The sequence below is a fragment of the Streptomyces sp. NPDC058872 genome, assembly GCF_042743065.1.
Lineage (GTDB): Bacteria > Actinomycetota > Actinomycetes > Streptomycetales > Streptomycetaceae > Streptomyces.
The window spans coordinates 14,152-37,211 of the sequence record NZ_JBHYMK010000037.1; the positions used below are offsets into that span (position 1 = coordinate 14,152).

The 23,060-nt window shown below is 72.9% G+C and carries 24 protein-coding genes and 1 other RNA gene; 14 read left to right on the forward strand and 11 right to left on the reverse strand.

What is annotated here, in order from left to right; all coding sequences use genetic code 11:
* Window positions 1-15: 15 nt before the first annotated feature.
* Entirely contained in the window at window positions 16-618 is a 603-nt protein-coding gene (locus ACFW22_RS22810; protein ID WP_386407654.1) for a hypothetical protein, read from the reverse strand.
* A gap of 125 nt (window positions 619-743) precedes the next feature.
* Between ACFW22_RS22810 and ACFW22_RS22815 the strand changes: the two genes are divergently transcribed.
* Window positions 744-2,105, forward strand: coding sequence for an MFS transporter (locus ACFW22_RS22815; RefSeq protein WP_386407657.1), 1,362 nt, complete (start codon window positions 744-746; stop codon window positions 2,103-2,105).
* Window positions 2,106-2,148: 43 nt separating this feature from the next.
* On the opposite strand, the gene ACFW22_RS22820 is transcribed toward ACFW22_RS22815, so the two are convergent.
* Window positions 2,149-2,382 carry a hypothetical protein gene (locus ACFW22_RS22820; RefSeq protein WP_386407660.1) on the reverse strand — a complete coding sequence of 78 codons (234 nt, stop codon included), beginning with the start codon at window positions 2,380-2,382 and terminating at the stop codon, window positions 2,149-2,151.
* Window positions 2,383-2,443: 61 nt separating this feature from the next.
* Here ACFW22_RS22820 and map point away from each other — a divergent pair, with 61 nt between their 5' ends.
* Together map and ACFW22_RS22830 are read left to right on the forward strand one after the other, a co-directional pair.
* Window positions 2,444-3,301, forward strand: a complete 858-nt coding sequence (gene map / locus ACFW22_RS22825) for a type I methionyl aminopeptidase (protein ID WP_386407663.1) — start codon at window positions 2,444-2,446, stop codon at window positions 3,299-3,301.
* A gap of 114 nt (window positions 3,302-3,415) precedes the next feature.
* Window positions 3,416-4,066: a heme oxygenase (biliverdin-producing) gene (locus tag ACFW22_RS22830; protein WP_386407666.1), complete on the forward strand. Its 651-nt coding sequence runs from the start codon at window positions 3,416-3,418 to the stop codon at window positions 4,064-4,066.
* Between the two features lie 27 nt (window positions 4,067-4,093).
* Here the strand turns inward: ACFW22_RS22830 and ACFW22_RS22835 are convergent, their stop codons facing one another.
* A complete protein-coding gene (locus ACFW22_RS22835; RefSeq protein WP_386407669.1) occupies window positions 4,094-4,762 on the reverse strand; it encodes a PhzF family phenazine biosynthesis protein in 669 nt (222 codons plus the stop codon).
* 351 nt (window positions 4,763-5,113) lie between these two features.
* Here ACFW22_RS22835 and efeO point away from each other — a divergent pair, with 351 nt between their 5' ends.
* Genes efeO through ACFW22_RS22855 form a run of 4 tightly spaced genes read left to right on the forward strand, consistent with a single transcriptional unit; the run spans window position 5,114 to window position 9,479 of the window.
* Window positions 5,114-6,271 carry an iron uptake system protein EfeO gene (efeO, locus tag ACFW22_RS22840; protein WP_386407672.1) on the forward strand — a complete coding sequence of 386 codons (1,158 nt, stop codon included), beginning with the start codon at window positions 5,114-5,116 and terminating at the stop codon, window positions 6,269-6,271.
* 30 nt (window positions 6,272-6,301) lie between these two features.
* On the forward strand, window positions 6,302-7,582 hold the full coding sequence (gene efeB / locus ACFW22_RS22845; protein ID WP_386407675.1) for an iron uptake transporter deferrochelatase/peroxidase subunit: 1,281 nt from the start codon (window positions 6,302-6,304) through the stop codon (window positions 7,580-7,582).
* Window positions 7,583-7,600: 18 nt separating this feature from the next.
* Window positions 7,601-8,485, forward strand: a complete 885-nt coding sequence (gene efeU / locus ACFW22_RS22850) for an iron uptake transporter permease EfeU (protein WP_386407678.1) — start codon at window positions 7,601-7,603, stop codon at window positions 8,483-8,485.
* A gap of 43 nt (window positions 8,486-8,528) precedes the next feature.
* Entirely contained in the window at window positions 8,529-9,479 is a 951-nt protein-coding gene (locus ACFW22_RS22855; RefSeq protein WP_386407681.1) for a hypothetical protein, read from the forward strand.
* Window positions 9,480-9,513: 34 nt separating this feature from the next.
* Here the strand turns inward: ACFW22_RS22855 and ACFW22_RS22860 are convergent, their stop codons facing one another.
* On the reverse strand, window positions 9,514-10,293 hold the full coding sequence (locus ACFW22_RS22860; protein WP_386407684.1) for a bifunctional DNA primase/polymerase: 780 nt from the start codon (window positions 10,291-10,293) through the stop codon (window positions 9,514-9,516).
* Between the two features lie 453 nt (window positions 10,294-10,746).
* Between ACFW22_RS22860 and ddaH the strand changes: the two genes are divergently transcribed.
* The gene (ddaH, locus tag ACFW22_RS22865) at window positions 10,747-11,577 is read left to right on the forward strand and encodes a dimethylargininase (protein ID WP_386407687.1); all 831 of its coding nucleotides are present in this window, start codon (window positions 10,747-10,749) and stop codon (window positions 11,575-11,577) included.
* Window positions 11,578-11,585: 8 nt separating this feature from the next.
* Here ddaH and ACFW22_RS22870 read toward each other — a convergent pair whose 3' ends face one another.
* Together ACFW22_RS22870 and ACFW22_RS22875 are read right to left on the reverse strand one after the other, a co-directional pair.
* On the reverse strand, window positions 11,586-12,575 hold the full coding sequence (locus tag ACFW22_RS22870) for a small ribosomal subunit Rsm22 family protein (RefSeq protein WP_386407690.1): 990 nt from the start codon (window positions 12,573-12,575) through the stop codon (window positions 11,586-11,588).
* Window positions 12,576-12,584: 9 nt separating this feature from the next.
* Entirely contained in the window at window positions 12,585-13,880 is a 1,296-nt protein-coding gene (locus ACFW22_RS22875) for a Bcr/CflA family multidrug efflux MFS transporter (RefSeq protein WP_386407693.1), read from the reverse strand.
* Window positions 13,881-13,950: 70 nt separating this feature from the next.
* Between ACFW22_RS22875 and ACFW22_RS22880 the strand changes: the two genes are divergently transcribed.
* The gene (locus ACFW22_RS22880; protein WP_386407696.1) at window positions 13,951-14,952 is read left to right on the forward strand and encodes a Gfo/Idh/MocA family protein; all 1,002 of its coding nucleotides are present in this window, start codon (window positions 13,951-13,953) and stop codon (window positions 14,950-14,952) included.
* A gap of 125 nt (window positions 14,953-15,077) precedes the next feature.
* Window positions 15,078-15,821 carry an SDR family oxidoreductase gene (locus tag ACFW22_RS22885; protein ID WP_386407699.1) on the forward strand — a complete coding sequence of 248 codons (744 nt, stop codon included), beginning with the start codon at window positions 15,078-15,080 and terminating at the stop codon, window positions 15,819-15,821.
* Between the two features lie 45 nt (window positions 15,822-15,866).
* Here ACFW22_RS22885 and ACFW22_RS22890 read toward each other — a convergent pair whose 3' ends face one another.
* From ACFW22_RS22890 to rnpB, 3 genes are all read right to left on the reverse strand, one after another.
* Complete coding sequence (locus tag ACFW22_RS22890) at window positions 15,867-16,190, reverse strand: nuclear transport factor 2 family protein (RefSeq protein ID WP_386407702.1); 324 nt, start codon at window positions 16,188-16,190, stop codon at window positions 15,867-15,869.
* A gap of 177 nt (window positions 16,191-16,367) precedes the next feature.
* The gene (locus ACFW22_RS22895; protein ID WP_386407705.1) at window positions 16,368-16,829 is read right to left on the reverse strand and encodes a VOC family protein; all 462 of its coding nucleotides are present in this window, start codon (window positions 16,827-16,829) and stop codon (window positions 16,368-16,370) included.
* A 159-nt stretch (window positions 16,830-16,988) separates the two neighbouring features.
* Window positions 16,989-17,387, reverse strand: an RNA gene (gene rnpB / locus ACFW22_RS22900) — RNase P RNA component class A.
* 134 nt (window positions 17,388-17,521) lie between these two features.
* On the opposite strand from rnpB, the gene ACFW22_RS22905 reads away from it, so the two are divergent.
* On the forward strand, window positions 17,522-18,274 hold the full coding sequence (locus ACFW22_RS22905; RefSeq protein WP_386407708.1) for a MerR family transcriptional regulator: 753 nt from the start codon (window positions 17,522-17,524) through the stop codon (window positions 18,272-18,274).
* Complete coding sequence (locus tag ACFW22_RS22910; RefSeq protein ID WP_386407711.1) at window positions 18,271-19,176, forward strand: hypothetical protein; 906 nt, start codon at window positions 18,271-18,273, stop codon at window positions 19,174-19,176. Before ACFW22_RS22905 ends, ACFW22_RS22910 begins: the two co-directional genes overlap by 4 nt.
* Here ACFW22_RS22910 and ACFW22_RS22915 read toward each other — a convergent pair.
* Window positions 19,151-20,593, reverse strand: a complete 1,443-nt coding sequence (locus ACFW22_RS22915; RefSeq protein ID WP_386407714.1) for an RNB domain-containing ribonuclease — start codon at window positions 20,591-20,593, stop codon at window positions 19,151-19,153. The two genes, ACFW22_RS22910 and ACFW22_RS22915, sit on opposite strands and share 26 nt — an antisense overlap.
* 95 nt (window positions 20,594-20,688) lie before the next feature.
* Here ACFW22_RS22915 and yaaA point away from each other — a divergent pair, with 95 nt between their 5' ends.
* Both yaaA and eda read left to right on the forward strand, forming a co-directional pair.
* On the forward strand, window positions 20,689-21,456 hold the full coding sequence (gene yaaA, locus ACFW22_RS22920) for a peroxide stress protein YaaA (protein ID WP_386407717.1): 768 nt from the start codon (window positions 20,689-20,691) through the stop codon (window positions 21,454-21,456).
* A 72-nt stretch (window positions 21,457-21,528) separates the two neighbouring features.
* The gene (gene eda / locus ACFW22_RS22925) at window positions 21,529-22,176 is read left to right on the forward strand and encodes a bifunctional 4-hydroxy-2-oxoglutarate aldolase/2-dehydro-3-deoxy-phosphogluconate aldolase (RefSeq protein ID WP_386407720.1); all 648 of its coding nucleotides are present in this window, start codon (window positions 21,529-21,531) and stop codon (window positions 22,174-22,176) included.
* A 66-nt stretch (window positions 22,177-22,242) separates the two neighbouring features.
* Here the strand turns inward: eda and ACFW22_RS22930 are convergent, their stop codons facing one another.
* On the reverse strand, window positions 22,243-23,049 hold the full coding sequence (locus ACFW22_RS22930) for a GNAT family N-acetyltransferase (RefSeq protein WP_386407723.1): 807 nt from the start codon (window positions 23,047-23,049) through the stop codon (window positions 22,243-22,245).
* Window positions 23,050-23,060 lie beyond the last annotated feature (11 nt).

The following is a 23,060-nucleotide window of genomic DNA, read 5'->3' on the forward strand; positions in this document are numbered from 1 at the left end:
CGGGACGACCGAGCGCTACCAGCGGGCCGGCGGCGGGGCCGTCAACCGGTCCGCGAGGCCCGAGAGCCGGTCGCGGAAGCGGCGGCTGCCCCGTGGGGAGGGCAGGCTGTTCTCCCCGGCCGCCGCACTGACCAGGTGCTGCACGGTGTCCAGGTCGACCCCGGCGCCCGGTGCCACCGTGAGCTCCTCGTGCGCCAGGCCCGCCAGTTCCTCGTCGCCGCCGTCGAGGGAGAGGACCGTCGCCCCCGCCCGCCGCGCGTCGTGCACCCGTTGCAGCAGCCCCGCGTCCGGCCGCTCCGGTGCCACCAGCAGCAGCGTCGCCCCGCGGCCCGCGGCCTCCAGGCGGCCGAGCCCGACCGCCAGGTGTGCCGGGGCGCCGGGTCGCACCCGGTGCCGGACCAGGGTCGGCACCAGCTCGGGCAGCCCCGACCAGGCGGATTCGTCGACCAGGTGGGCCGCCAGGTGCCAGGGTTCGTACTCCTCCGTCCCCACCAGGAGCAGTCCTCCCCGCTGCGGTGCGACCGAGGTCCGGAGCACGCCCGCGAACCGGCGCGCGGCCTTCGGCCACTCCGTCCCGGCGAGCACTTCCCTCAGCAACGCGACCCGTACGGCATCCATGGGCCCGCATCCTGCCCGAGCAGGCGTCCGCGCGCGGCGGATCGGGCAGGTTCCACCCGTAAGGGAGCCCCGGCGGCGGATATTCGGTTGCCCGCCGTCGTGCGGGGACCGGAGCATGGCCCCTCGTGACCTCCCTCGTTCCTTCCGCCCTGGCGAAGCTCGCCGCGGTGCTGCCCGATCTGACGCCCTGGCGTTCGTCCCGCGACTTCCGGCTCCTGTGGGTGCAGGGGCTCGTCACGTACTTCAGCAGTGCGATGGCGATGATCGCCCTGCCGCTGCAGATCAAGGAACTGACGGGTTCGCCGCTGGCGGTCGGTGCGATGGGCGCGGTCGAGTTGGTGCCGCTCGTGGTGTTCGGCCTCTACGGCGGAGCGCTCGCGGACGCGGTCGACCGGAGGCGGGTGATCGTCTGGACCGAGGCGGGGCTGGGAGCGCTGGCGCTGCTCCTGCTGTTCAACGCCCTGCTCCCGGAGCCGATGCTCTGGCCGCTGTACGTGGTCGCGGCCGGGGTCTCGGCGCTGGCGGGGCTCCAGCGACCGGCGCTGGATTCGCTGCTCGCCCGGATCGTGCCGCACGAGCAGCAGACCGCGGCGGCGGCGCTGAACTCCTTGCGCTGGCAGGTGGGCTCGATCGCGGGCCCGGCGCTCGCGGGTCTGGTGGTGGCGTACGCGGGTCATGCCCCCGCCTACGGGGTGACGCTCGCCGGGTTCGCGGTCTCGGTGCTCATGTGCCGTCGGCTCTCCCCCGCACCGGCCGCGCACGACGCGGAGAAGCCCTCGCTGCGGGGCATCGCGGCGGGCGCGCGGTACGCCTGGTCGCGACCGGTGCTGCTCGGCACCTACGCGGTCGACCTGGCCGCGATGTTCTTCGCCTTCCCGAACGCGATCTTCCCTTTCCTGGCGGACGAGTTGGACGCGGACTGGTCGCTCGGCCTGATGTACGCGGCGGGCGCGGTCGGCTCACTGGTCCTGGGCCTGACCAGCGGGTGGACGTCCAGGGTGCGGAGGCACGGACTGCTGGTGGCCGGGGGCGCGGCCGGCTGGGGCCTGGCGATCGCGGCGGCGGGCTGGTTCGGGAACGTCTGGGCGGTGCTGTTGTGCCTGGCGCTCGCGGGCGCGGGCGACATGGTGAGCGGTCTGGGGCGGGCCACCATCTGGAACCAGACGATCCCGGAGGAGCTGCGCGGCCGGCTCGCCGGCATCGAGGTGCTCTCCTACAGCGTGGGCCCCCAACTGGGCCAGGTCCGGTCGGGTGCGATGGCCGGCTGGACCGGTACCCGGGCGGCCGTCTGGTCGGGCGGCGTGGCGTGCGTGGCCTCGGTGGGGCTGCTCTGCCTGGCGCTGCCGAAGCTCCTCGGGTACGACTCGGCCACCGACCCGGACTCCTTGCGCCGCAAGGCCCAGCGGGAAGCCGCGCGGGCGGCGGGGGAAGCGGTCCGGGACGGGCAGGAGCCGTCCGCCCCGCAGCAGCCCGCCGGGACCGCCTGAGCGGTCCCGGCGGGCCTGCGGCGTGTTGCCCGGCGCCGCGCGGTCACCCCTCCGGGTTCCGGTCCTTTCCCGCGGCGTCGTGCCAGCGGGGGTCGGTCTCCCACTCCAGGTTCCGCTCGCGTGCGGTCTCCATGGCGTGGGCGGCCTCCTCCCGGCTGGCGTACGGGCCGAACCGGTCCTTCGCCGGGCACTCCGGCCCTTCCTCGACCTTCTTGTGCTCCAGGCAGTAGTACCACTCGCCCGGCTTGCCCACGGTGCGCTTCTTGAACAGGGCCATCGTCGTCGGCTCCTTCCTTCGTGACCATGCTGCCCCAGACCCGGTCGTTAGACTCGCTGACATGTCTGGCCAGTCGCTTCTCGTTCCGGGGGAGCTCTCCCCCCACCGCTCCGTTCCGGGCTCCATCCGTCGCCCCGAGTACGTCGGAAAGCCCGCCCCGGCTCCGTACACGGGACCGGAGGTGCAGGATTCCGACACCATCGAGCGGATGCGGATCGCCGGCCGCATCGCCGCCCGGGCGATGGAGGAGGCCGCCAAGCACATCGCCCCGGGCGTCACCACCGACGAACTCGACCGGGTCGCGCACGAGTACATGTGCGACCACGGTGCCTATCCGTCCACGCTGGGCTACCGCGGCTTCCCGAAGTCGTTGTGCGCCTCGATCAACGAAGTCATCTGCCACGGCATCCCCGACTCCACGGTCCTGAGGGACGGCGACATCGTCAACCTGGACGTCACCGCCTACATCAACGGCGTCCACGGCGACAACAACGCCACCTACCTCTGCGGCGACGTCGACGAGGAGTCGAGGCTGCTCGTGGAGCGCACCCGGGAGTCCCTGAACCGGGCGATCAAGGCGGTGAAGCCGGGCCGCCAGATCAACATCATCGGACGGGTCATCGAGTCCTACGCCAAGCGCTTCGGCTACGGCGTCGTGCGCGACTTCACCGGGCACGGCATCAACGCGTCGTTCCACTCCGGCCTGATCGTCCCGCACTACGACTCGCCCCACCACACCACCGAGATCAAGGCCGGCATGACGTTCACGATCGAGCCGATGCTGACGCTCGGCACCCACGACTACGACATGTGGGACGACGGCTGGACCGTGGTGACCAAGGACCGGAAGCGGACCGCACAGTTCGAGCACACGCTCGTGGTGACGGAGAGCGGTGCGGAAATCCTGACGTTGCCCTGACCCCACAAACGGGTAGCGTCTTACCGACAGGACGTCGGGAACCGGTCGGCCGGGCACGCCCCGCTCGACGGGACCGTCGCCGGTTCCCGTCCCATTCGGTCCCGGAGGCATGTCTTGACCACGCCGTTCTCGACGCTCATCCGCACGGCCTCGCACGAACAGCACACGGAGGCGGAGTCCTCGTCCTTCATGGGGGACCTCCTGGGCGGGCGCCTCGCCGTCGCCGCGTACGCGCGCTACACGGAGCAGCTCTGGTTCGTGTACCGGGCCCTGGAGGAGGGCGCGGAAGAGCTGCGCGAGGACCCGGTGGCCGGGCCGTTCATACGGTCCGAGCTGTTCCGCACGGCAGCCCTGGAGCGGGACCTGGCCCATCTGCGCGGGCCCGGCTGGCGCGCCGGGGTCTCCCCGCTGCCCGCCACCGCCGCGTACGCCGAGCGGGTCGCCGAGTGTGCCCGCGACTGGCCGGCCGGCTACGTGGCCCACCACTACACGCGCTACCTGGGCGACCTGTCGGGCGGCCAGATCATCCGCGACCGGATGGAACGCACCTGGGGGTTCGACCGCAAGGGCGACGGCGTCCGCTTCTACGTCTTCGAAGGGATCCCGAACCCGGCCGCGTTCAAGCGGACGTACCGGGAGCTGTTGGACGGGGTGAACGCCGACGACCTGGAGAAGCAGCGGATCGTCGACGAGTGCCGGCGCGCCTTCCGCTTCAACAGCGCGGTCTTCCGCGAGCTGGGCGGGGAGTTCCCGCTCAGCGCGTGAGGCTCGGCCCGGCGGGCGAGGCTCGGCTCAGCGGGCGAGCATCCCTTCCAGGCGGACGCGTCCGCCGAGTTCCACGATGCCGTCGGGGCCGGGGGCGGTGAGCAGCTGCGACCCCTGGCCCTGCCTGATGTTCAGGGCCCGCCCCAATGCGGCCGTGAGGAGCAGCGCCGCCGCTCCGGTCGCCTCGTCCTCGTCGATGCCGTCGCCGCGTCCGGGGAAGGCGCGTGCCCTGATGCGCCCCGCGGCCTCCTCCTCCCAGGCCCAGGCGTAGATCCACTCCCCCGGCTCGGGCACCTCCAGGGCGTCCACCTCGGCGACCGAGCCGTACTGGCGCAGGGTGCGCGGCGGCGCCCATTCGGCGCGCGCCTCGATCCAGGTGAACTCCCCGTCACCGCGCACCCACACCTCACCGACCGGCGGCTGGACGACCTCCAGATCGAGCAGCCAGGCGGCGCCGACGAGCGGGTGCCCGGCGAACGGAAGCCGTACGCCCGGTGTGTAGATGTCGACCACCCCGCGCTCGGGGTCGTCCACGAACACCGTCTCACTGAAACCGAGCTCCTTGGCGAGCGCCTGCCGGGAGGACTCGTCGGGGTGGGTACGGGCGTCCCGCACGACTCCGAGGCGGTTGCCGTACCGGCCGTCGCCCGCGCAGAAGACCCGCAGGACGTCGATGTCAGTGGCGGTCGTGTTCATGCCGAAATTGAACCATCCGGAAGGGAGTGGCAGGGGTCCGACCTCACACCGCGCACCCGCCCCGGGGGCAGGGCGACCGCGACACCGGGACGGAGGGTGCCACCTCCACCGCACTGCCGAAAAGTCATGAACTACAGCACTTTTCAGCGCAAAAAGCACCATCCTCACGCAATCCCCCCTGCTTGACCCTCCCTTGACCCATCCATGAGGAGTCCATGGACCCTCCGTGACCACTCCGTGTCCCCCGCGCCCGGCCTGAGAGCTGAATCACTGGACGGGTGGGTACTACTCAGGTAAGCCTCGGTTAAGTTAGGTCCGCCTCAGCACCGTCCCCGCGTTCCTGGAGTCCTCATGCGAGCCGTCCGTCTCTCCGTCGTCACCGCCGCCGCGACCGCGGCAGCTCTGACCGCCGTCACGGGCTGTGCGGAGAAAAGCGACGCCAAGGCGGGGGGCGACGTCGTCACCGTCATCGCCAAGGACGACTCCTGCGAGGTGTCGAAGCAGGAGTTCCCGGCCGGACACGTGCAGCTGACCGTCGAGAACCGCGGCTCCAAGGTCACCGAGGTCTACGTCCTCTACCCGGACGACCGGATCGTCACCGAGCGCGAGAACATCGGCCCCGGCACCAAGGCCACGCTCACCGCCGAGATCAAGGCCGGCGACTACCTCATCGCCTGCAAGCCCGGCATGAAGGGCGACGGCATCCGTCAGCCGGTCAAGGCCACCGGCGAGGGCGCCAGCACCGCCAAGCGCTCCCCCGAGATGGACGCCGCCGTCGCCGCCTACCGCCAGTACGTCCAGGCGCAGGCCGACACGACCCTGCCCAAGGTGAAGGTCTTCACCGACGCCGTCCGCGCCGGTGACGTCGAGGCCGCGAAGAAGGCCTACGCCGAGTCCCGCATCGGCTGGGAGCGGACCGAGCCCGTCGCCGAGTCCTTCGGCGACATCGACCCCAAGGTCGACGTCCGCGAGGACGGCCTGGAGGACGGCCAGGACCCGGCCACGGACTGGACCGGCTGGCACCGCCTGGAGAAGGCCCTCTGGCAGGACAAGAAGATCGGCGACCGCGAGAAGCAGCTCGCCGACCTCCTCGACAAGGACCTCGCCGACTGGGCGAAGCGGGTCGGCACCGCCGAGATCACCCCGACCTCCATGGCCAACGGCGCGAAGGAGCTCCTGGACGAGGTCGCCAGCGGCAAGGTCACCGGCGAGGAGGAGCGCTACTCCCACACCGACCTGGTCGACTTCAAGGCGAACGTCGAGGGCGCGCAGAAGTCCTTCGAGCTGCTGAAGCCGGTCGCCGCCAAGAACGACCCGAAGCTCGTCGCCGAACTCGACAAGCAGTTCGCCGCGCTGAACACGCTGCTCGACGCGTACCGCACGGACAAGAACGGCTACGTCTTCACCTCGTACGACAAGGTCGACAAGGCCGAGCGCAAGGAGCTCTCCGACGGCGTCAACGCCCTGGCCGAGCCGCTCTCCAAGCTCGCCGCCGCCGTCGTCAAGTAGTCGTCGAGCCACCAGGGACGGGAACACGAGATGTCCGAGAACACCGAGGAGCAGGGCGCGCGGACCGCGCAGGAGCCCCAGGGCGCGCCCTCCCGCCGCACGGTCATCGGCTGGGGCGGGGCCGGGCTGGCGCTCGGTGCCGCCGCGGCCGGCGGTGCCGCCGCACTGGCCCGGGACGGCGACGCCACCGCCCCGGTCGCCGAGAGCGGCGGGGCCGTTCCCTTCCACGGCACGCACCAGGCGGGCATCGCCACCGCGGTGCAGGACCGGCTGCACTTCGCCTCCTTCGACGTCAAGACGGAGGACCGGGCGGAGCTGGTCCAGCTCCTCAAGGACTGGACGCGGGCCGCCGAGCGGATGACCGCGGGCGCCGAGGTCGGCGAGGGCGCCTACGGCGGCCTGCCGGAAGCCCCGCCGGACGACACCGGCGAGGCCCTGGGCCTCAAGCCCTCCCGCCTCACCCTCACCATCGGCTTCGGCCCCTCGCTCTTCGACGGGCGCTTCGGGCTGAAGGACCGGCGGCCCGGAGCCCTGGTGGACCTGCCCAGGTTCCCCGGCGACAACCTGGACCCGGCGCGCAGCGGCGGCGACATCTGCGTGCAGGCGTGCGCGGACGACCCGCAGGTCGCCGTCCACGCCATCAGGAACCTCGCCCGGATCGGCTTCGGCAAGGTCGCGGTGCGCTGGTCGCAGCTGGGCTTCGGCAAGACCTCGTCGACGACCCCGGACGCCCAGACCCCGCGCAACCTCTTCGGCTTCAAGGACGGCACCCGCAACATCGCCGGCACCGAGACCGAGCGGCTGACGAAGCACGTGTGGGTCTCCGGCAAGGACGCCGAGGGCGGTGCCGCCTGGATGGACGGCGGCTCGTACCTGGTGGCCCGCCGGATCCGGATGAACGTGGAGACCTGGGACCGCACCCCGCTCGCCGAGCAGGAGGACATCTTCGGCCGCGACAAGCGCGAGGGCGCACCGGTCGGCAAGGCCAAGGAGCACGACGAGCCGTTCCTGAAGGCGATGAAGCCGGACTCGCACGTCCGGCTCGCGCACCCGGACAGCAACAACGGGGCGACCCTGCTGCGCCGCGGCTACTCCTTCACCGACGGCACGGACGGCCTCGGCCGTCTGGAGGCCGGCCTGTTCTTCCTGGCGTACCAGAAGGACGTCCGCACCGGCTTCATCCCGGTGCAGACCTCGCTGGCCTCCGACGCCCTCAACGAGTACATCCAGCACGTGGGTTCGGCGCTGTTCGCGATCCCGCCGGGCGTCCGGGACAAGGACGACTGGTGGGGTCGGGCGCTGTTCTCGTAACCGAGGAGGGACACCGAGGTGTTCGGTAACTATCTGATCGGCCTGCGCGAGGGCCTCGAAGCGAGCCTGGTCGTCTGCATCCTCATCGCGTACCTGGTGAAGACCGGGCGCCGGGACGCACTGAAGCCGATCTGGATCGGCATCGGGGTCGCCGTCGGCGTGGCCCTGGCGTTCGGCGCCGGCCTGGAGTTCGGCTCCCAGGAGCTGACCTTCGAGGCCCAGGAACTGCTCGGCGGTTCGCTGTCGATCGTCGCGGTGGTCCTGGTGACCTGGATGGTCTTCTGGATGCGGCGCACGGCCCGACACCTCAAGGCGGAACTGCACGGCAAGCTGGACGCGGCCCTGCAGATGGGCACGGGCGCGCTCGTCGCCACCGCCTTCCTGGCCGTGGGCCGCGAGGGCCTGGAGACCGCGCTCTTCGTCTGGGCGTCGGTGCGGGCCTCCTCGGACGGCACCTACGCCCCGCTGGTCGGGGTGCTCCTCGGCCTGCTCACCGCAGTGCTGCTCGGCTGGCTGTTCTACCGGGGCGCGCTGAAGATCAACCTGGCGAAGTTCTTCACCTGGACCGGCGGGATGCTGGTCGTGGTGGCGGCCGGGGTGCTCGCCTACGGCGTGCACGACCTCCAGGAGGCCCGCTTCCTCGGCGGCCTCTCCGACAAGGCCTTCGACGTCTCGGCGACGATCCCGCCGGACAGTTGGTACGGCACGCTCCTCAAGGGCGTGTTCAACTTCCAGCCGGATCCGACGGTCCTTCAGGTCACGGTGTGGGCGCTGTACCTGATCCCGACGCTCGCGCTCTTCCTGGCCCCGATAGGGTCGGCTTCGTCCGTGCGGGTGAAGGGGCAGAAGACGACCGATGAGAAGGCTGAGGCTGAGGCGAGCGCCGGGACGACGAACGCTTGAGCAGCGGTCGCCCGGGGCGGGCCGCGCGCTGGCGAGGTTCCTCATGGCGACGGCGGCCGGAACCGTCCTGTCGCTGACGGCGAGCGGTTGCGTCACCGTGCACGGCGAACGGGCGCTGTTGCCACCGGCGACGGAGGCCGAGGCCACACAGGCCCTCGCCGACTTCACCACCGCCTACAACCGGGCCGACAAGGCCTACGACCCGAGCCTGGACGCGGGTCGGGTCACCGGCCCGCTCGGCGAGATCAACCAGGCGGGCCTGCGCGCGCGGTCGATCAACACCCCCGGCGGCAACCCCGAGCACAAGCCGCTCGAACTGACCGACGCACGGTTCGTGCTCCCCCGGAAGGCGGGCTGGCCGCGCTGGTTCGTCGCGGACACCGCCTCCAACCGGGGCTCCGGCGATCAGCGCTGGCTCCTGGTCTTCCTGCGCAACGGCCCCCAACAGCTCTGGGAGGTCGCGTACCTCACGATCCTGCCCCGGAGCGAAGTGCCGGAGTTCGCCGAGGAGGAGGGGTACGCGGTGCCGGTCCCCGCGGACACCGACGCGCTCGCGGTCGCCCCCCGCGACCTCGGCAGGGAGTACGTCGGGTATCTGAAGGACGGAAAGCCGGCGACCTTCGCGCCGGGCGCGCACACCACGGAGTGGCGGGCGCAGCGGCAGAAGGCCGCCCAACGCCCGGGAATGGCCACCCAGTACGTCGACCAGGTCACGGACCGGGGTGACTTCGCGCCGCTCGGGCTGCGGACCCGGGACGGCGGCGCGCTCGTGTTCTTCGCGACCCGGTACTTCGAGCGGCAGACGGCGGCGAAGGGGTACCGGCCGAAGGTCGGCCCCGATGTGAAGGCACTGCTGAACGGCGAGATCAAGAGCACCGTCACCCGGGAGTGGGTCTCCAGCCAGGCGGTCCTGGTGAAGCCGGCGGGCACGGACCGCAACGGGGTCACGGTCACGGGCCGGCTCCAGGGCGTGGTGGGCGCGGAGGGCTCCTAGCACCCGCCGACGGCGGGCGTACCGATTCAGCGGGTCAGCGGGTCAGCGGCCAGGCGATCTCGTGGGCGGCGTGCCCTCCGTCGCCGCCCGCCTGCCGCTCGGCGGCGTGGCGTGCGCAGGCGTCCTGGAGGGTCTCCAAGAGGTTCAGCGGGTCGGGCAGCGGGTGCTCGGGGCCGCGGACCCAGGCGACGACCGGATGGGCCTCCTCGTCACCGGGGAGCCGGGCGGGCGGTACGAGCACGTAGCTGCCGCGGCAGTGCCAGCGCAGCCCCGGGTGCTCGTCCATCGTCTCCGGGTGGCAGTCCAGTTCGCACGGCCACCACTCGTCCTCGTCCTCGGGGGTGCCGCGGGTGGCGGTGAAGAACAACATCCGCCCTCCGACCGTGTCGACGTCGGCGGACTCGGCGACGGGCCCCACCTCGACGCCCTCGGCGAGCAGGCGCTCCAGGGCGGCGCGACCGGCGGACAGCGGCACGTCGAGGACGTCGTGGACCATGCCGGTGGCGGTGATGAAGTTCGCGTGCGGCTCGTTCCGCGCCCAGCGCTCGATCTGACCGCGATCGGTGGTCGACTGGGTCTGCCAGGCGAAGGAGACGGGGTGCCGGGCGGGGGTGGGACAGCCGATCCGCTCACAGGAGCAGCTGTAGCCGACGGGGTACGCGGCGGGGGCCAGGGGCAGCCCGGCGGCGGCGACGGCCAGGAGGAGCTGCTCGCGGTCGTTCTCGTCCCCGGCCGTCGTGCGTTTGGGGCGCCTGCGCAGCCACTGTGCGAGTTTGCTCTCCGTGCCGCGGTAGCGGCCGATGCCGTCGCCCATCTATCCCCTCACACCTCATGCTCGCCCGTTCGGCTCTGCCCATGGTCCCACCATCCTGCGCCCCGGGTGACCGGAGTGCGGAACCGGGGTGGTCGGCGGGCAAGCGGGGACGGGACCCTGCGGAAGGCGGGACCCGGGAGCGGGACCGCGCCGGGCGGGGCCGTCGGTGCAGGCGTGGGGGCGGACGGGGGCCCGCCGACGGTGAAACGATCAACTCCTCGTCGCCGACGCGCCGGACCCGCCGGTGAACGACGACGGAACATCCGGTGTCGCGGATCTCACTGTCCCCACGTTCCCCACGGGGACGGTCCGGCGCTCGCACGAGGGTGCTCCCCCGCTTGTCGGACGGCCCGGAACCACCCGAACGGTCCACAGCGCGGAGGCCGTCGAGGGCGGACCATGGGGTCCACCGGTCATCGGCCGTTCCGTCCGCCCGTCCGTGAGGAGCCCTCTTTGCGCCCTGCTCCGCGCACGCCCTCGCCCCGCCGTTATCTGATGTGCCCACCCGTGCACTTCACGGTGACGTACTCCATCAACCCCTGGATGGACCCCAGCAAACCGGTCGACCTGCAGCTCGCCCTCACCCAGTGGGAGGACCTGCGCGACCGCTACCGCACCCTCGGCCACACCGTGGAGCTGCTGGAGCCCGACCCGGCGCTGCCGGACATGGTCTTCGCGGCGAACGGCGCCACCGTCGTCGAGGGCCGGGTCCTCGGCGCGAAGTTCGCCCACCAGGAGCGCTCGGCCGAGGCCCGGGCCCATCTCTCCTGGTTCCGCAGGAACGGTTGGGCGGACGACGCCGTGCGGGAGCCGGAGCACGTGAACGAGGGCGAGGGCGACTTCGCCGTCACCGCTTCCTGGATCCTCGCCGGCCGGGGCTTCCGCTCCAGCCCGCTCTCCCACGACGAGGCGCAGGAGTTCTTCGGCCGCCCGGTGATCGGCCTGGAACTGGTGGACCCGCGCTACTACCACCTGGACACGGCGCTGTGCGTCCTGGACGACGCCGGGGACGAGGTCATGTACTACCCCGACGCCTTCTCCCCGGGCAGCCGTGCGGTGCTCGCCCGGCTCTTCCCCGACGCCCTGGTCGCAACGGGCGAGGACGCGGCGGCCCTCGGGCTCAATGCGGTCAGCGACGGCCGGCACGTCCTGCTCCCCCAGGCGGCGGTCGGCCTCTTCGACCCCCTCCGCGCCCGCGGCTTCGAGCCGATCGGCATGGACCTGGGAGAACTCCTCAAGGGCGGTGGCAGCGTGAAGTGCTGCACCCAGGAGCTGCGTCCCTAGGACTGTCCCTAGGACTCCTCCGGGGGCCAGGCGTCGCCCCACTCCGCGTCACGGGCCTGCTTGTAGAGGGGCCCGTGCCGCTTGGTGACCGTGTCCCGGCCGAGGCCCTCGGGCCCGCAGAGCTCCAGGAGGACCTGGCCCTTGCGGATCTGCGGCTTGCGGACGATGCGGGACGGCACCGGGTCGACCGGTACGTCGGGGGCCCGGACGGCCGCGACGTACGCGTACTTCTCGTCCTCGTACGGCAGCGAGCCGCCCTTCACCTGCCGGTGCAGCGAGGAGCGGCTCACCCGGGCGGAGAAGTGGCACCAGTCACTGCCGGGCACGATCGGACAGGCCCCGCTGTGCGGGCAGGGCGCGGCAACGGTGAACCCGGCCTCCACCAGCAGGGTGCGGGCCTCCAGGATCCGCTCGTAGCCGTCGGGGGTTCCGGGCTCGACGATCACCACCGCGCGGGCGGCACGGGCCGCCTCGCCGACGAGCACCGTCCGATCGGCCCCGGTCAGCTCCTTGAGGACGTACGAGACGGTGACCAGGTCGGTGTCGTCCAGGCGCAGGGCGGCGCCGATCCGCTCGCGCCGCCACTCCGCCTCGAAGGCGCCGGCGGCCAGCTCCCGGCCGAGCGCCAGGGCGGGTTCGGCCCAGTCGAGGACGAGGGTGCGGGGCGGCTCCTCCTCCCAGGCCTCGGCGACGGCCCAGCTCGCCGCGCCCGTACCGCCGCCGACGTCGACGTGCGTGCCGGGCCGCCACCCGGGCGCCGCCTCGCGCAGTGCACCGAGCGCTCGCCGTACCGCCTCGAAGGTCGCGGGCATCCGGTACGCGGCGTACGCGGCGACGTCGGAGCGGTCGCGCAGCACGGGGGCGTCCGTCGGCGTGGTGCCCCGATAGTTGGCGATCAGCCGCTCGACGGCCTGCGCCGCCCGGTTGGGCGGCAGCCCGTCGAGGAGCGCGGCGAGGGCGGCGCGCAAGGAGTCGGCGGAGGGAGCGGAGGCGTTCACCGAGACAGTCTAGGGCGTGTCGACCGGGGGCTCGGCGGCCCGCCAGGGACGGCAGAGGCCCAGGAAACAGGCCAGGGCGAGGGCGGCGCAGCCGAGCTGGACCACCGCCATCGGGACGGCCGTGTGCTCACCGGCGATGCCCACGAGCGGGGAGGCGACGGCTCCGATGAGGAAGGAGGAGGTGCCCAGGAGGGCGGAGGCGGATCCGGCGGCGTGCGGGGTGCGCAGGAGCGCTTGGGCATTGGTGTTGGGCAGGGTGAGGCCCATCGCGGACATGAGGACGAAAAGGCCGGCGGCGACGGGGGCGAGGCCGACCTCGCCGAAGGCTCCGCCGGTCATGAGGGTCAGCGCCAGGGCGGCGAGCAGGAGGGTGGCGATGCCCCAGCCGAGTGCCTTGTCGAGGCTGACGCGGCCGACGAGGAGCTTGCCGTTGATCTGGCCGACGATGACGAGGCCGACGGAGTTGAGGCCGAAGAGCAGGCTGAAGGTCTGCGGTGAGGCCCCGTAGATCTCCTGGATGACGAACGGAGAGGCCGAGATGTACGCGAAGAGGGCGGCGAAGGCGAAGCCGCCGGTGAGCACGTAGCCGGTGAAGGTCCGGTCGGCGAGGAGGCCCCGCATGGTCCGCAGGGCCTGGCCGACCCCGCCCTCGTGGCGGCGCTCGGGGGGCAGCGTCTCGTGGAGGAAGCGCCAGACGACGACGGTGAGGAGCACGCCGATGACGGTGAGGACGTGGAAGACGCCCCGCCAGTCGGTGATCCGCAGGATCTGGCCGCCGATCAGGGGGGCGACGATCGGGGCGGCACCGGAGATCAGCATCAGGGTGGAGAAGAAGCGGGCCATCTCCACTCCGTCGTACAGGTCGCGGACGACGGCGCGGGCGATGACGATGCCGGCGGCACCGGCCAGGCCCTGGAGCAGTCGGAAGCCGGCGAGCAGTTCGACGCTGGGTGCGAGTGCGCAGACGGCGGTGGCGAGGACGTACACGGTCATGCCGATGAGCAGGGGGCGCCGGCGTCCCCACTTGTCGCTCATGGGGCCGACGACGAGCTGGCCGAGGGCCATGCCGGCGAGGCAGGCGGTGAGGGTGAGCTGCACGGTGGCGGCGGGGGCCCCCAGCGCGCTGGTGACCTCCGGCAGCGCCGGGAGGTACATGTCCATGGAGAGCGGGGGGAGGGCGGTGAGGCCGCCCAGGACGAGGGTGACGAGGAGTCCCGTCCGCCGGGCGGCGGTGGCGACCGGGGCGCTTTCGGGTATGTGTCCTCGTGTGGTCTTGTGGCCGCTCTCCGGCATCGACTGCTCCATTTCGTTGAATCCTTGCCTATGCTCTCAGCTCGACCGGGATGGTCGAGACCTCTCTGGAACGGGTGGGGACATGGGTGACACGGTGCGCTGGGGGATCCTGGCGACGGGCGGCGTGGCGGAACGGTTCACCACGGACCTGCTGGAGCTCGACGGTGCCGAGGTCGTCGCGGTGGCGTCCCGCACCGGGGCCTCCGCGACGTCCTTCGCGGAACGGTTCGGGATCCCGCGGGCGTACGGGGAGTGGGCCGGGCTCTTCGCCGACGGGGACGTCGACGTGGTGTACGTGGCGACCCCGCACCACGCGCACCGCGCCGCGGCCGGCCTCGCCCTGGAGGCGGGCAAGGCGGTGCTCTGCGAGAAGGCCTTCACCCTCAACGCCCGTGAGGCCGAGGAGTTGGTCGCGCTCTCCCGGGACCGCGGCCTCTTCCTGATGGAGGCCATGTGGACGTACTGCCATCCGCTGGTCCGGCGGATCGTGGAGCTGGTGCGCGACGGGGCGATCGGCGAGGTGCGCACGGTCCAGGCGGACTTCGGACTCGCCGGCCCCTTCGACGCCGGTCACCGGCTGCGGGACCCGGCAGTGGGCGGCGGGGCGCTGCTCGACCTCGGGGTCTATCCGGTGTCGTTCGCCCAGCTGCTGCTCGGCGAGCCGTCCGTCGTCCGGGCGCACGCGCTGCTCTCCCCGGAGGGCGTCGACCTGAACACGGGCGTGCTGCTGGGCTGGGAATCGGGCGCCTCCGCACTGCTGTCCTGCTCGCTCGTCGCGGACACGCCGCTGACGGCCTCGGTGACGGGCACGCGGGGCCGGATCGACCTCCCGCGCGGCTTCTTCTTCCCCGAGCGGTTCACCCTGCACCGGCACGGGCGCGAACCGGAGGAGTTCACGTCGACGGACGACCCGCACTCCTTCCGCCACGAGGCCGCCGAGGTGATGCGCTGCCTGCGCAGCGGCGCGACCGAGTCCCCGCTCGTACCGCTGGACGGTTCGCTCGCGGTGATGCGGACGCTCGACGCGGTGCGGGACCGCATCGGCGTCCGCTATCCGCAGGAGGCGGCCGTCACCCGGGGATGAGGCGGTGGGGCCGGCCGGGCCCGGCGGCACCGGACGCCGCGGAGACCCCCGTTGTCGAGTACAGGACATCCACCCATCGGACGGACGGGTTCACGGGGCGCACCGCTCGCGTACGCTGCGCGCCCATGAGCATCGCAGTGGTGACGGGCGCCGGTTCGGGCATCGGCCGGAGCGTCGCGCTGGCCCTCGCGGCGGCCGGCTGGTCGGTGGCCCTCGCGGGCCGCAGGGCACGGGCCCTGGAGGAGACGGCCGCGGCCCTCCCGGACGGCGACTTCCTGTGCGTCCCGACGGACGTGACCTCGGAGCGGGAAGTCGCCTCCCTCTTCTCCGCGGTGCGGGACCGCCACGGCCGGGTCGACCTCCTCTTCAACAACGCCGGTACGTTCGCGGGCGGCGGGGTTCCCGTGGAGGACCTGGCACCGGAAACCTGGCGGGCGGTCGTCGACGTCAATCTGACGGGCGCGTTCCTCTGCGCCCAGGCTGCCTTCCGGACCATGAAGGAGCAGGACCCGCAGGGCGGCCGGATCATCAACAACGGCTCGATCTCCGCACACGTGCCGCGCCCGCACTCGATCGCGTACACGGCGACGAAGCACGCGATGACGGGTCTGACGAAGTCCCTCTCGTTGGACGGCCGCCCGTACCGGATCGCCTGCGGCCAGCTCGACATCGGGAACGCCGCCACGGAGATGACCGCCCGCATGCAGACCGGCATCCTCCAGGCCAACGGCGAGCTGGCGGTGGAGCCGGTGATGGACGCGGCGGACGTGGCGGCGACGGTGGTCCACATGGCGGGTCTGCCCCTGGAGGCCAACGTCCAGTTCGCAACGGTGATGGCGACGGCGATGCCGTACATCGGCCGGGGGTGAGCCGTGCCGTCGCCCCCGGCCGGAGGGGCGACGACACGACCGGCCTCAGGCCTGCCCGGTCTCGAAGCGGGACACCTTGCCGTCCTGGACGGTGAAGCGCCATGCGGTCCGCATCTCGCCCCAGGTGTCGTTGCGGTAGCGGGCGACGAGCGACCGCCCGTCGTCCTTCTCGGACTCGACGTCCATGTGCCCGCGCGAGGCGAACACCTCCCGGTCGAGCCACTGCCGCAGGTCGCGCTCGGAGCCGTCGTCGGCCATGGTCGCGTCGGGCGTCAGGACGTCGAAGAGGGCCGACTCGTCCTGGGCGTTGAGGGCCGTGACGAAGGCGCGCACGGCCGGGTCGCTGAGCTGGTTCACGGAAACGGTCATGCCCCACCCGTACACCCGCGCGCGCCTTCACGGCGGACGCCCGGGCCGTGGGGTCCCTCCGACAGCGGTTCGGGCGGGCCGGGACCGGCCGCCGGGGCGGACAGCGGCCGGGGCGGATGCCCGGCGCACCGGGAACCGGCACCGCACCGCACCGCCCCTGCCGCGCGACCGACCGGCTCAGTCCAGACAGAACTCGTTGCCCTCGGGGTCGGCCATCACGATGTGGCCGGCGTCGAACGGCGGGGCGGGCTCGAAGCGTTCCCGTCGCTTCGCCCCCAGCCCGACGAGCCGGTCACACGCGGCCTCCAGGGCCGCCATCCGCTCCTCCCCCTGGAGCCCGGGCGCGGCCCGGACGTCCAGGTGGACCCGGTTCTTGACTACCTTGTCCTCCGGCACCCGCTGGAAGAACACGCGGGGCCCCAGCCCTTCCGGATCCTCGATGGCCGACCTGGTGTTGCGCTGGTCCTCGGGCACGCCGACCCGCGCGAGGAAGTCGTCCCAGGCCGCCAACGGGTCGGCACCCTCCGGCAGTTCGACACCGGGCGGCCCGGGGTGGACGTAGCCCAGCGCATCACGCCAGAAGGACGACAGGGCCCGGGGGTCACGGGCGTCGAACGTGACCTGGAAACGACGACTCATGGAGCTGCTCCCTCTGTTCCCTCCGCGAGGACTTCCCCGGCGACCGTACCGAAACCCGGAGGAACGCACCGGCAGAACACGGATCCGCAGGGGGACGCCCCCGCAGCAGCGAGGGCCCACGGGGGAACCCGGCCGGGGCCCTGTTCAAGGAGAGGGGGGCAGACGAGTCGGGCTGTACGCCGGGTTCTGTGCCCCGGGACCTCGCGGTCGTCGGGGCGACGGCCATCCATCTAGGACCGGCGTTGCCGCCGGCCTCCTGCGGTCTACCCGCGGACTCGGGCGAGCAGCCCTCGAACATCCGCGCAGGGACGCCGGGGCGTCCCCTCTTGACCTTGCTCCGAGTGGGGTTTACCTAGCCGCCTGAGTCACCTCAGGCGCTGGTGGTCTCTTACACCACCGTTTCACCCTTACCGAGGACCGAGGTCCCCGGCGGTCTGTTTTCTGTGGCACTGTCCCGCGGGTCACCCCGGGTGGCCGTTAGCCACCACCCTGCTCTGTGGAGCCCGGACGTTCCTCGGGAAGATCCGAAGATCTCCACGCGGCCGTCCGCCCGGCTCGTCTGCCGTGTCGACCATGCTACCTGCCGATGCGGGCGCGTCCGGCACCCTCCCGTTCCCCGCACCGACGGTCGGGGCCGCAGTCCGAGAACAGCCTCTTGACCTTGCCGCAGCGTCAGGGTTTCTACTGGGGCCATGCGTATCGGCGAGATCGCCGCGCTCGTCGGGGTCACCCCCCGGGCCGTGCGGCACTACCACCAGTCGGGGCTGCTGCCCGAGCCCGTGCGGCGCGCCAACGGGTACCGGGAGTACGGCGTCCGGGACGCCGTACTCCTCGCCCGGATCCGGCGGCTGACCGAACTGGGGCTCGGGCTCGACGAGGTGCGGGACGCGCTCGCGGACGACGAGGGGCGCGGGCTCGTGGACGTGCTGGAAGAACTGGCGGACGACCTGGCGCGGCAGGAAGCGGTGATCCGGGAACGCAGGGAGCGCCTCGCTCCGCTCCTTGCCGTCGCTCGGGCCGGCCGGCTGCCCGCCGAGGGCCCGGTGTCACCGGAGCTCACGGCGCTGCTCGCGGGGTTGGGCGAGGTGTCCGGGTCACCGATGGCGGCGAAGGACCGGGAGATCCTCTCCCTGCTGGACGCCGTCGTACCCGAGGCGGAACGGGCGGGTCTGATGGAGCTGATGGGCACGGTGGCGGCGGACGCCCATGCGGTGTACGCCCTGCTCGACGGACTCGCCGACGCGGCGCCCGACGCGCCCGGGGTGGCAGAGGCGGCCCGGGCGCTCGCCGCCTGCCTGCCGGACGGGTTGGGCGAGCGGGTGTCGGACGCCGAGCTGAACGACGGTCTCGCCCGGACCGTCTTCGACGAGTTGGCGCCGGCCCAGGCCGCGGCCGTACGGCTCGCGCTGCGGATGGTCGCGGAACGCGGGGAGGATGCGGAATGAGCACGTCGGGCGACGTGACCGGTGCGAGCGACCACGGCGGCCCGGTCGGTGGACCCTCCGCCGGCCGCACGGCGCGCGGCGCGGCCGGTGGGGCCGACCGCCCCGGACGCCCCCTGCGGGTCGTGCGGGGGGTCGCGTACGCGGCGCTGCCCGCCGAGGCGGTGCTCGTCGTGTGCCTGGTGGCCGGCGTACGGATACCGGGCATCGTCCTCGGAGCCGCCGAGCTCCTGCTGGTGACGCTGTTCGCCGTCGAAGGGCTCGCCTTCCTGCGGCTCCGCCGCACGGGGCACTCCGCCCGGGAAGCCCTCGGCGTGCTGGTGCCGGAGCCGGTGCTGCGGCTCCTCGCCCACGAGGTGCGGCTCCTGGGCAGCCTGGTGCGGTGGGCCGGGCGGCGGGCGCACGGGGTCGAGGGCGCCGATGCGGTGTTCCCGCACGCCCGGGACCAGGCCGCGCTGATGTACGGCTTCGCCTTCGTGTGCGTGGTCGAGACCATCGGCGTGTCGTACATGCTCGCCGAGTGGCCCGTCGCGCACGCCGTCCTCCTCGTCCTGGACCTCTACACCGTGTTCTTCGTGCTCGGTCTGCACGCCGCCTCGGCGACCCGCCCGCACACGCTCTCCGGAGGCGTCCTGCGCGTGCGGCAGGCCGCCCACGTCGACGTGCGCGTCCCGCTCGACCAGATCGCCACCGTCCGGCGGGAGCCCCTGTTCTCGCACGAGAAGCGGGAGGGCGAGCTGAACCTCGCCGTGGGCTCGCAGACCTCCGTCACGATCGAACTGGCCGAGCCGGTCGACGCACCGCGGCTGCTCGGCGCGCCCCGTGCCGTGAGCGTCCTCCGGGTGCACGCCGACGATCCGAAGGCCCTGTACCGGGCGCTCACGCAGGCGCGAACAGCGCCTTGACCCTCCCCGGGTCCGCCTCGGTCAGCTTGACCCGGAGCCGCTCCCCCAGCGGCAGTTCGGTCTGCCCGCCCGCGATGCGGGCGACGACCGCCGGGTCCTCCAGGTGCACGGTGCCGACGGACGGCTCGCGCTCCTTCACGTCGATGACGTACGCGTCGAAGATCTCCCCGATCCGGTCCTTCAGGAGCGCCGCTTCGACGATGTCGACGCTCTCGCGTTCGACGGTGTTGGCGCGGCGGGCGCCGGTGGCCATTTCCTCGGGCAGGGCCGGCAGCGCGGCCCTCACCCACTCGGGCGGCTCGTTCCCGGCCACCGCCGCCACGCACAGTTCGCCCGCGTACCGGTCGACGAGCCGGCGCAGCGGGGCGGTGCAGTGGGTGTACTCGTCGGCGACGGCGGCGTGAACGGCCGGGGTGGGGACGTGGCCGTCGGTGAAGACGGTGTACCCGGCGCCGCGCAGGAGGCTGGTGCACTCCTGGAGGAAGGCGGCGTGACGCGGGTTCGTGGGGTCGGCGGAGCGGACGACGTCGGCGTACGAGACGTGGTGCGGCCAGTCGACGCCGAGGGCCCGGGCGGAACGGCGCAGCTGGGCGACGGCGCCGTCGGGAGCGGTGGGGAGGGTGCGCAGGATCCCGGTGCCGGCAGCGGTCATGAGGTCGGCGGCGGCCATGCCCGTGAGCAGGGAGATCTGGGCGTTCCAGCTCTCGGCGGGGAGCGGGGCCCGGTAGGCGAGGGAGTACGTGTGGTCCCGTTCGACGATCTCCTGCTCGGGGACGTCGAGGGAGATCCCGCCGCGCTCGACCTCAAGGGCTTCGCGGAGCCGGCCGATGGCACGGAGCAGGGCGAGGGGCTCTTCCGCCGTGCCGTCGTCGATCCGGCGCTGCACGTCCGCGTAGGCGAACTTGGCCCGGCTGCGGACGAGGGCGCGGCGGACGTCGGTGGCGACGCGGCGGCCTTCGGCGTCGAGGTCGATGCGCCAGAGCAGGGCGGGGCGGGGTTCGCCGGGAAGGAGGCTGGCGGTGTCCTCGGAGAGGACGGCCGGATGGAGGGGGACCTTGCCGTCGGGGAAGTAGAGGGTGAGGACGCGACGGTGGGCCTCGGCGTCGATCGCACCGCCGGGGGTGACGAAGGCGGCGACGTCGGCGATGGCGTAGTGGACGCGGTAGCCGCCGTCGGCCCGCCGGGCCAGGTGCATGGCCTGGTCGAGGTCGGTGGAGGTGGGCGGGTCGACGGTGAAGAGCGGGAGGTCGGTGGCGTCGTGCGGCGGGAGCCTGGGCGCCTTCGCGGCGGCTTCGGCCTCGGCGAGGACCGCGGGCGGGAAGTCCCCGGGGACCGCGAGCTCGGTACGGAGTGCGCGCAGGGCGGCCCGCAGCGGAGCCTCGGCTGCGCCGGTCACGTGGATGTGGCGGCGGGGCATGGACCGAGCGTAGGGCGCGGAGGGGGGCCCGGCACTTTGTAGGCTGGACGGCCGGGGCCGCACCCCCACCCCCGTACGGACGAAGGAGAACCACCGTGCTCGTGCTGTTGCCGCCCTCCGAAGGCAAGGCCCCCTCGGGGGGCGGAGCGCCGCTCAAGCCGGAGTCGCTGTCCCTGCCGGGGCTCGCGGGGGCACGGGCGGCGGTGTTGGACGAGTTGGTCGAGCTGTGCGTCGCCGACGAGGAGAAGGCGCGCGAGGTGCTCGGCCTGAGCGAGGGCCTGCGCGGCGAGGTAGCGAAGAACACCGGGCTGCGGACGGCGGGCGCGCGTCCGGCCGGGGAGGTCTACACGGGCGTGCTGTACGACGCCCTGGGTCTGGCCGGTCTGGACGCGGCGGCCCGCAAGCGGGCGGGGGACTCCCTGCTGGTGTTCTCGGGCCTGTGGGGTGCCGTGAGGGTGACGGACCGGATCCCTTCGTACCGCTGCTCGATGGGGGTCAAGCTGCCGGGGCTCGGTGCGCTCGGCGCGCACTGGCGGGGGGCGATGGCGTCGGTGCTGCCGGAGGCCGCCGGGGACGGGCTGGTGCTGGACCTGCGGTCGTCGGCGTACGCCTCGGCGTGGAAGCCGAAGGGGGAGGTGGCGTCCCGGACGGCGACGGTGCGGGTCTTGCACGCACCGACCCGGAAGGTGGTCAGCCACTTCAACAAGGCGACGAAGGGGCGGATCGTGCGGAGCCTCCTGGAGGCGGGGGCGGAGCCGGGGACGCCGGTGGAGTTGGCCGTGGCGCTGCGGGACCTGGGGTACGTGGTGGAGGAAGGCGGCAAGGCGGGGGCCCTGGACCTCCTGGTGGACGAGATCCACTAATCCCCACCAGGGGCTTTGCAACATGTGCAACGCTCGTTGCGGTTGACGCTCGTGGTGGGCAGGATGACGCCCATGACGAGCGTGTTCGGCCTTGCCCCGGAAAGCCCCTCCGGCCGTTCCTCCGTTCCCGTCATCCCGGTCGTCGTGGTCGAGGACCCCGACGACGCCGTACCCCTGGCCCGTGCCCTGGTGGCCGGTGGACTGCCGCTGATCGAGGTCACCCTGCGCACCCCGGCGGCGCTCGACGCCGTCCGGGCGATCGCGGCCGAGGTGCCGGACGCGGTCGTCGGCGCGGGGACCGTGGTATCGGCGACGGGGGTCGCGGACGCGGTCGCCGCCGGGGCGCGGTTCCTGGTGAGCCCGGGGTGGACCGGGCGGTTGCTCGATGCGATGCACCATTCGGGCGTGCCGTTCCTGCCGGGGGTCTCGACGGCCTCCGAGGTGGTGGCCCTCCTCGAACGGGGCGTGACGGACATGAAGTTCTTCCCGGCCGAGGCGGCGGGTGGCGTCCCGTACCTGAAGTCCTTGGCGGGACCGCTCCCCGGAGCCCGTTTCTGCCCCACGGGCGGCGTCTCCCCCACCTCGGCCCCCGCCTATCTGTCCCTGCCGAACGTGGGCTGCGTCGGCGGTACGTGGATGCTGCCGCCCGATGCGCTCGCGGCCCGCGACTGGGCCCGGGTGGAGTCCCTCGCGCGCGGGGCCGCGGGGCTGCGCCCGTAGCCCGGTGGGCGACGGGGCGACGCCGCGCCCGTCGGTGCTCCGGTCCGCCCTGCCCGCCCGCTCCGGTCACGCGGGCACGGCGGACCGTTCCACGACGAGGTGGTCGGTCACCGGACGGTAGCCGAGCCGCTGGTAAAGGGCGTTGCTGGTGGGATTGGCCAGGTCCGTGAAGAGCAGGACCCGGGCGACGCCCCCGTCGAGCGCGGCGCGGCTGACCGCCTCGGTGGCCCCCGCCGCGTAGCCCCTGCCGCGCTCGGCGGGCGGGGTGTAGACGAGGTGGACCCGGGCCTGGCCCTCGATCGTGCGGGAGACGGCGGCCATCGAGACCGGCCCGCCTTCCGGCTCCGTCCAGAGCCACAACCGCCCTTCGGCGATCCGCTCGGCGACGAAGTCGGTGTAGTCCGCCGCGGGCTGCTCACCGATGGCCGACGCGAACTCCGCCGTCCAGGCGGTGACCAGCGGGGCGTCCGCCGCGGAAGCGACCCTGGCCCGGCCCACCGGGGCCGGGTCCGGCGGGGTCAGCCCGTCGAGCCGGAAGAGACGCATCCGGGTGGCCGGCTCCCAGGGGCCGCCGGAGGCCTCCGCGTACGCCCGCACCGCGGCCGTCTCGCCGCGCACCGTCGTCGGCTCCTCCCCCGTCGGGAAGAGGAGGGCTCCGGCGGCCCCTTCCGTCGTCGCGCCGAGGTCGAGGACCCCGGACGGCGAAACCGCGAGCACGCCGGTGACCCGACCGTCCGGCTCGACCCACCAGCCGAACCGGCCCGGCCGGTCCAACAGGCTCAGGACGGCGGTGTTACGGACCGCCTCCGTCGCGAGGTGCCGTGCCGCCGCCCTGCGGAACACCACGGATTCCCCGGTGAAGTGCCATGTCATGGCGGCATGGT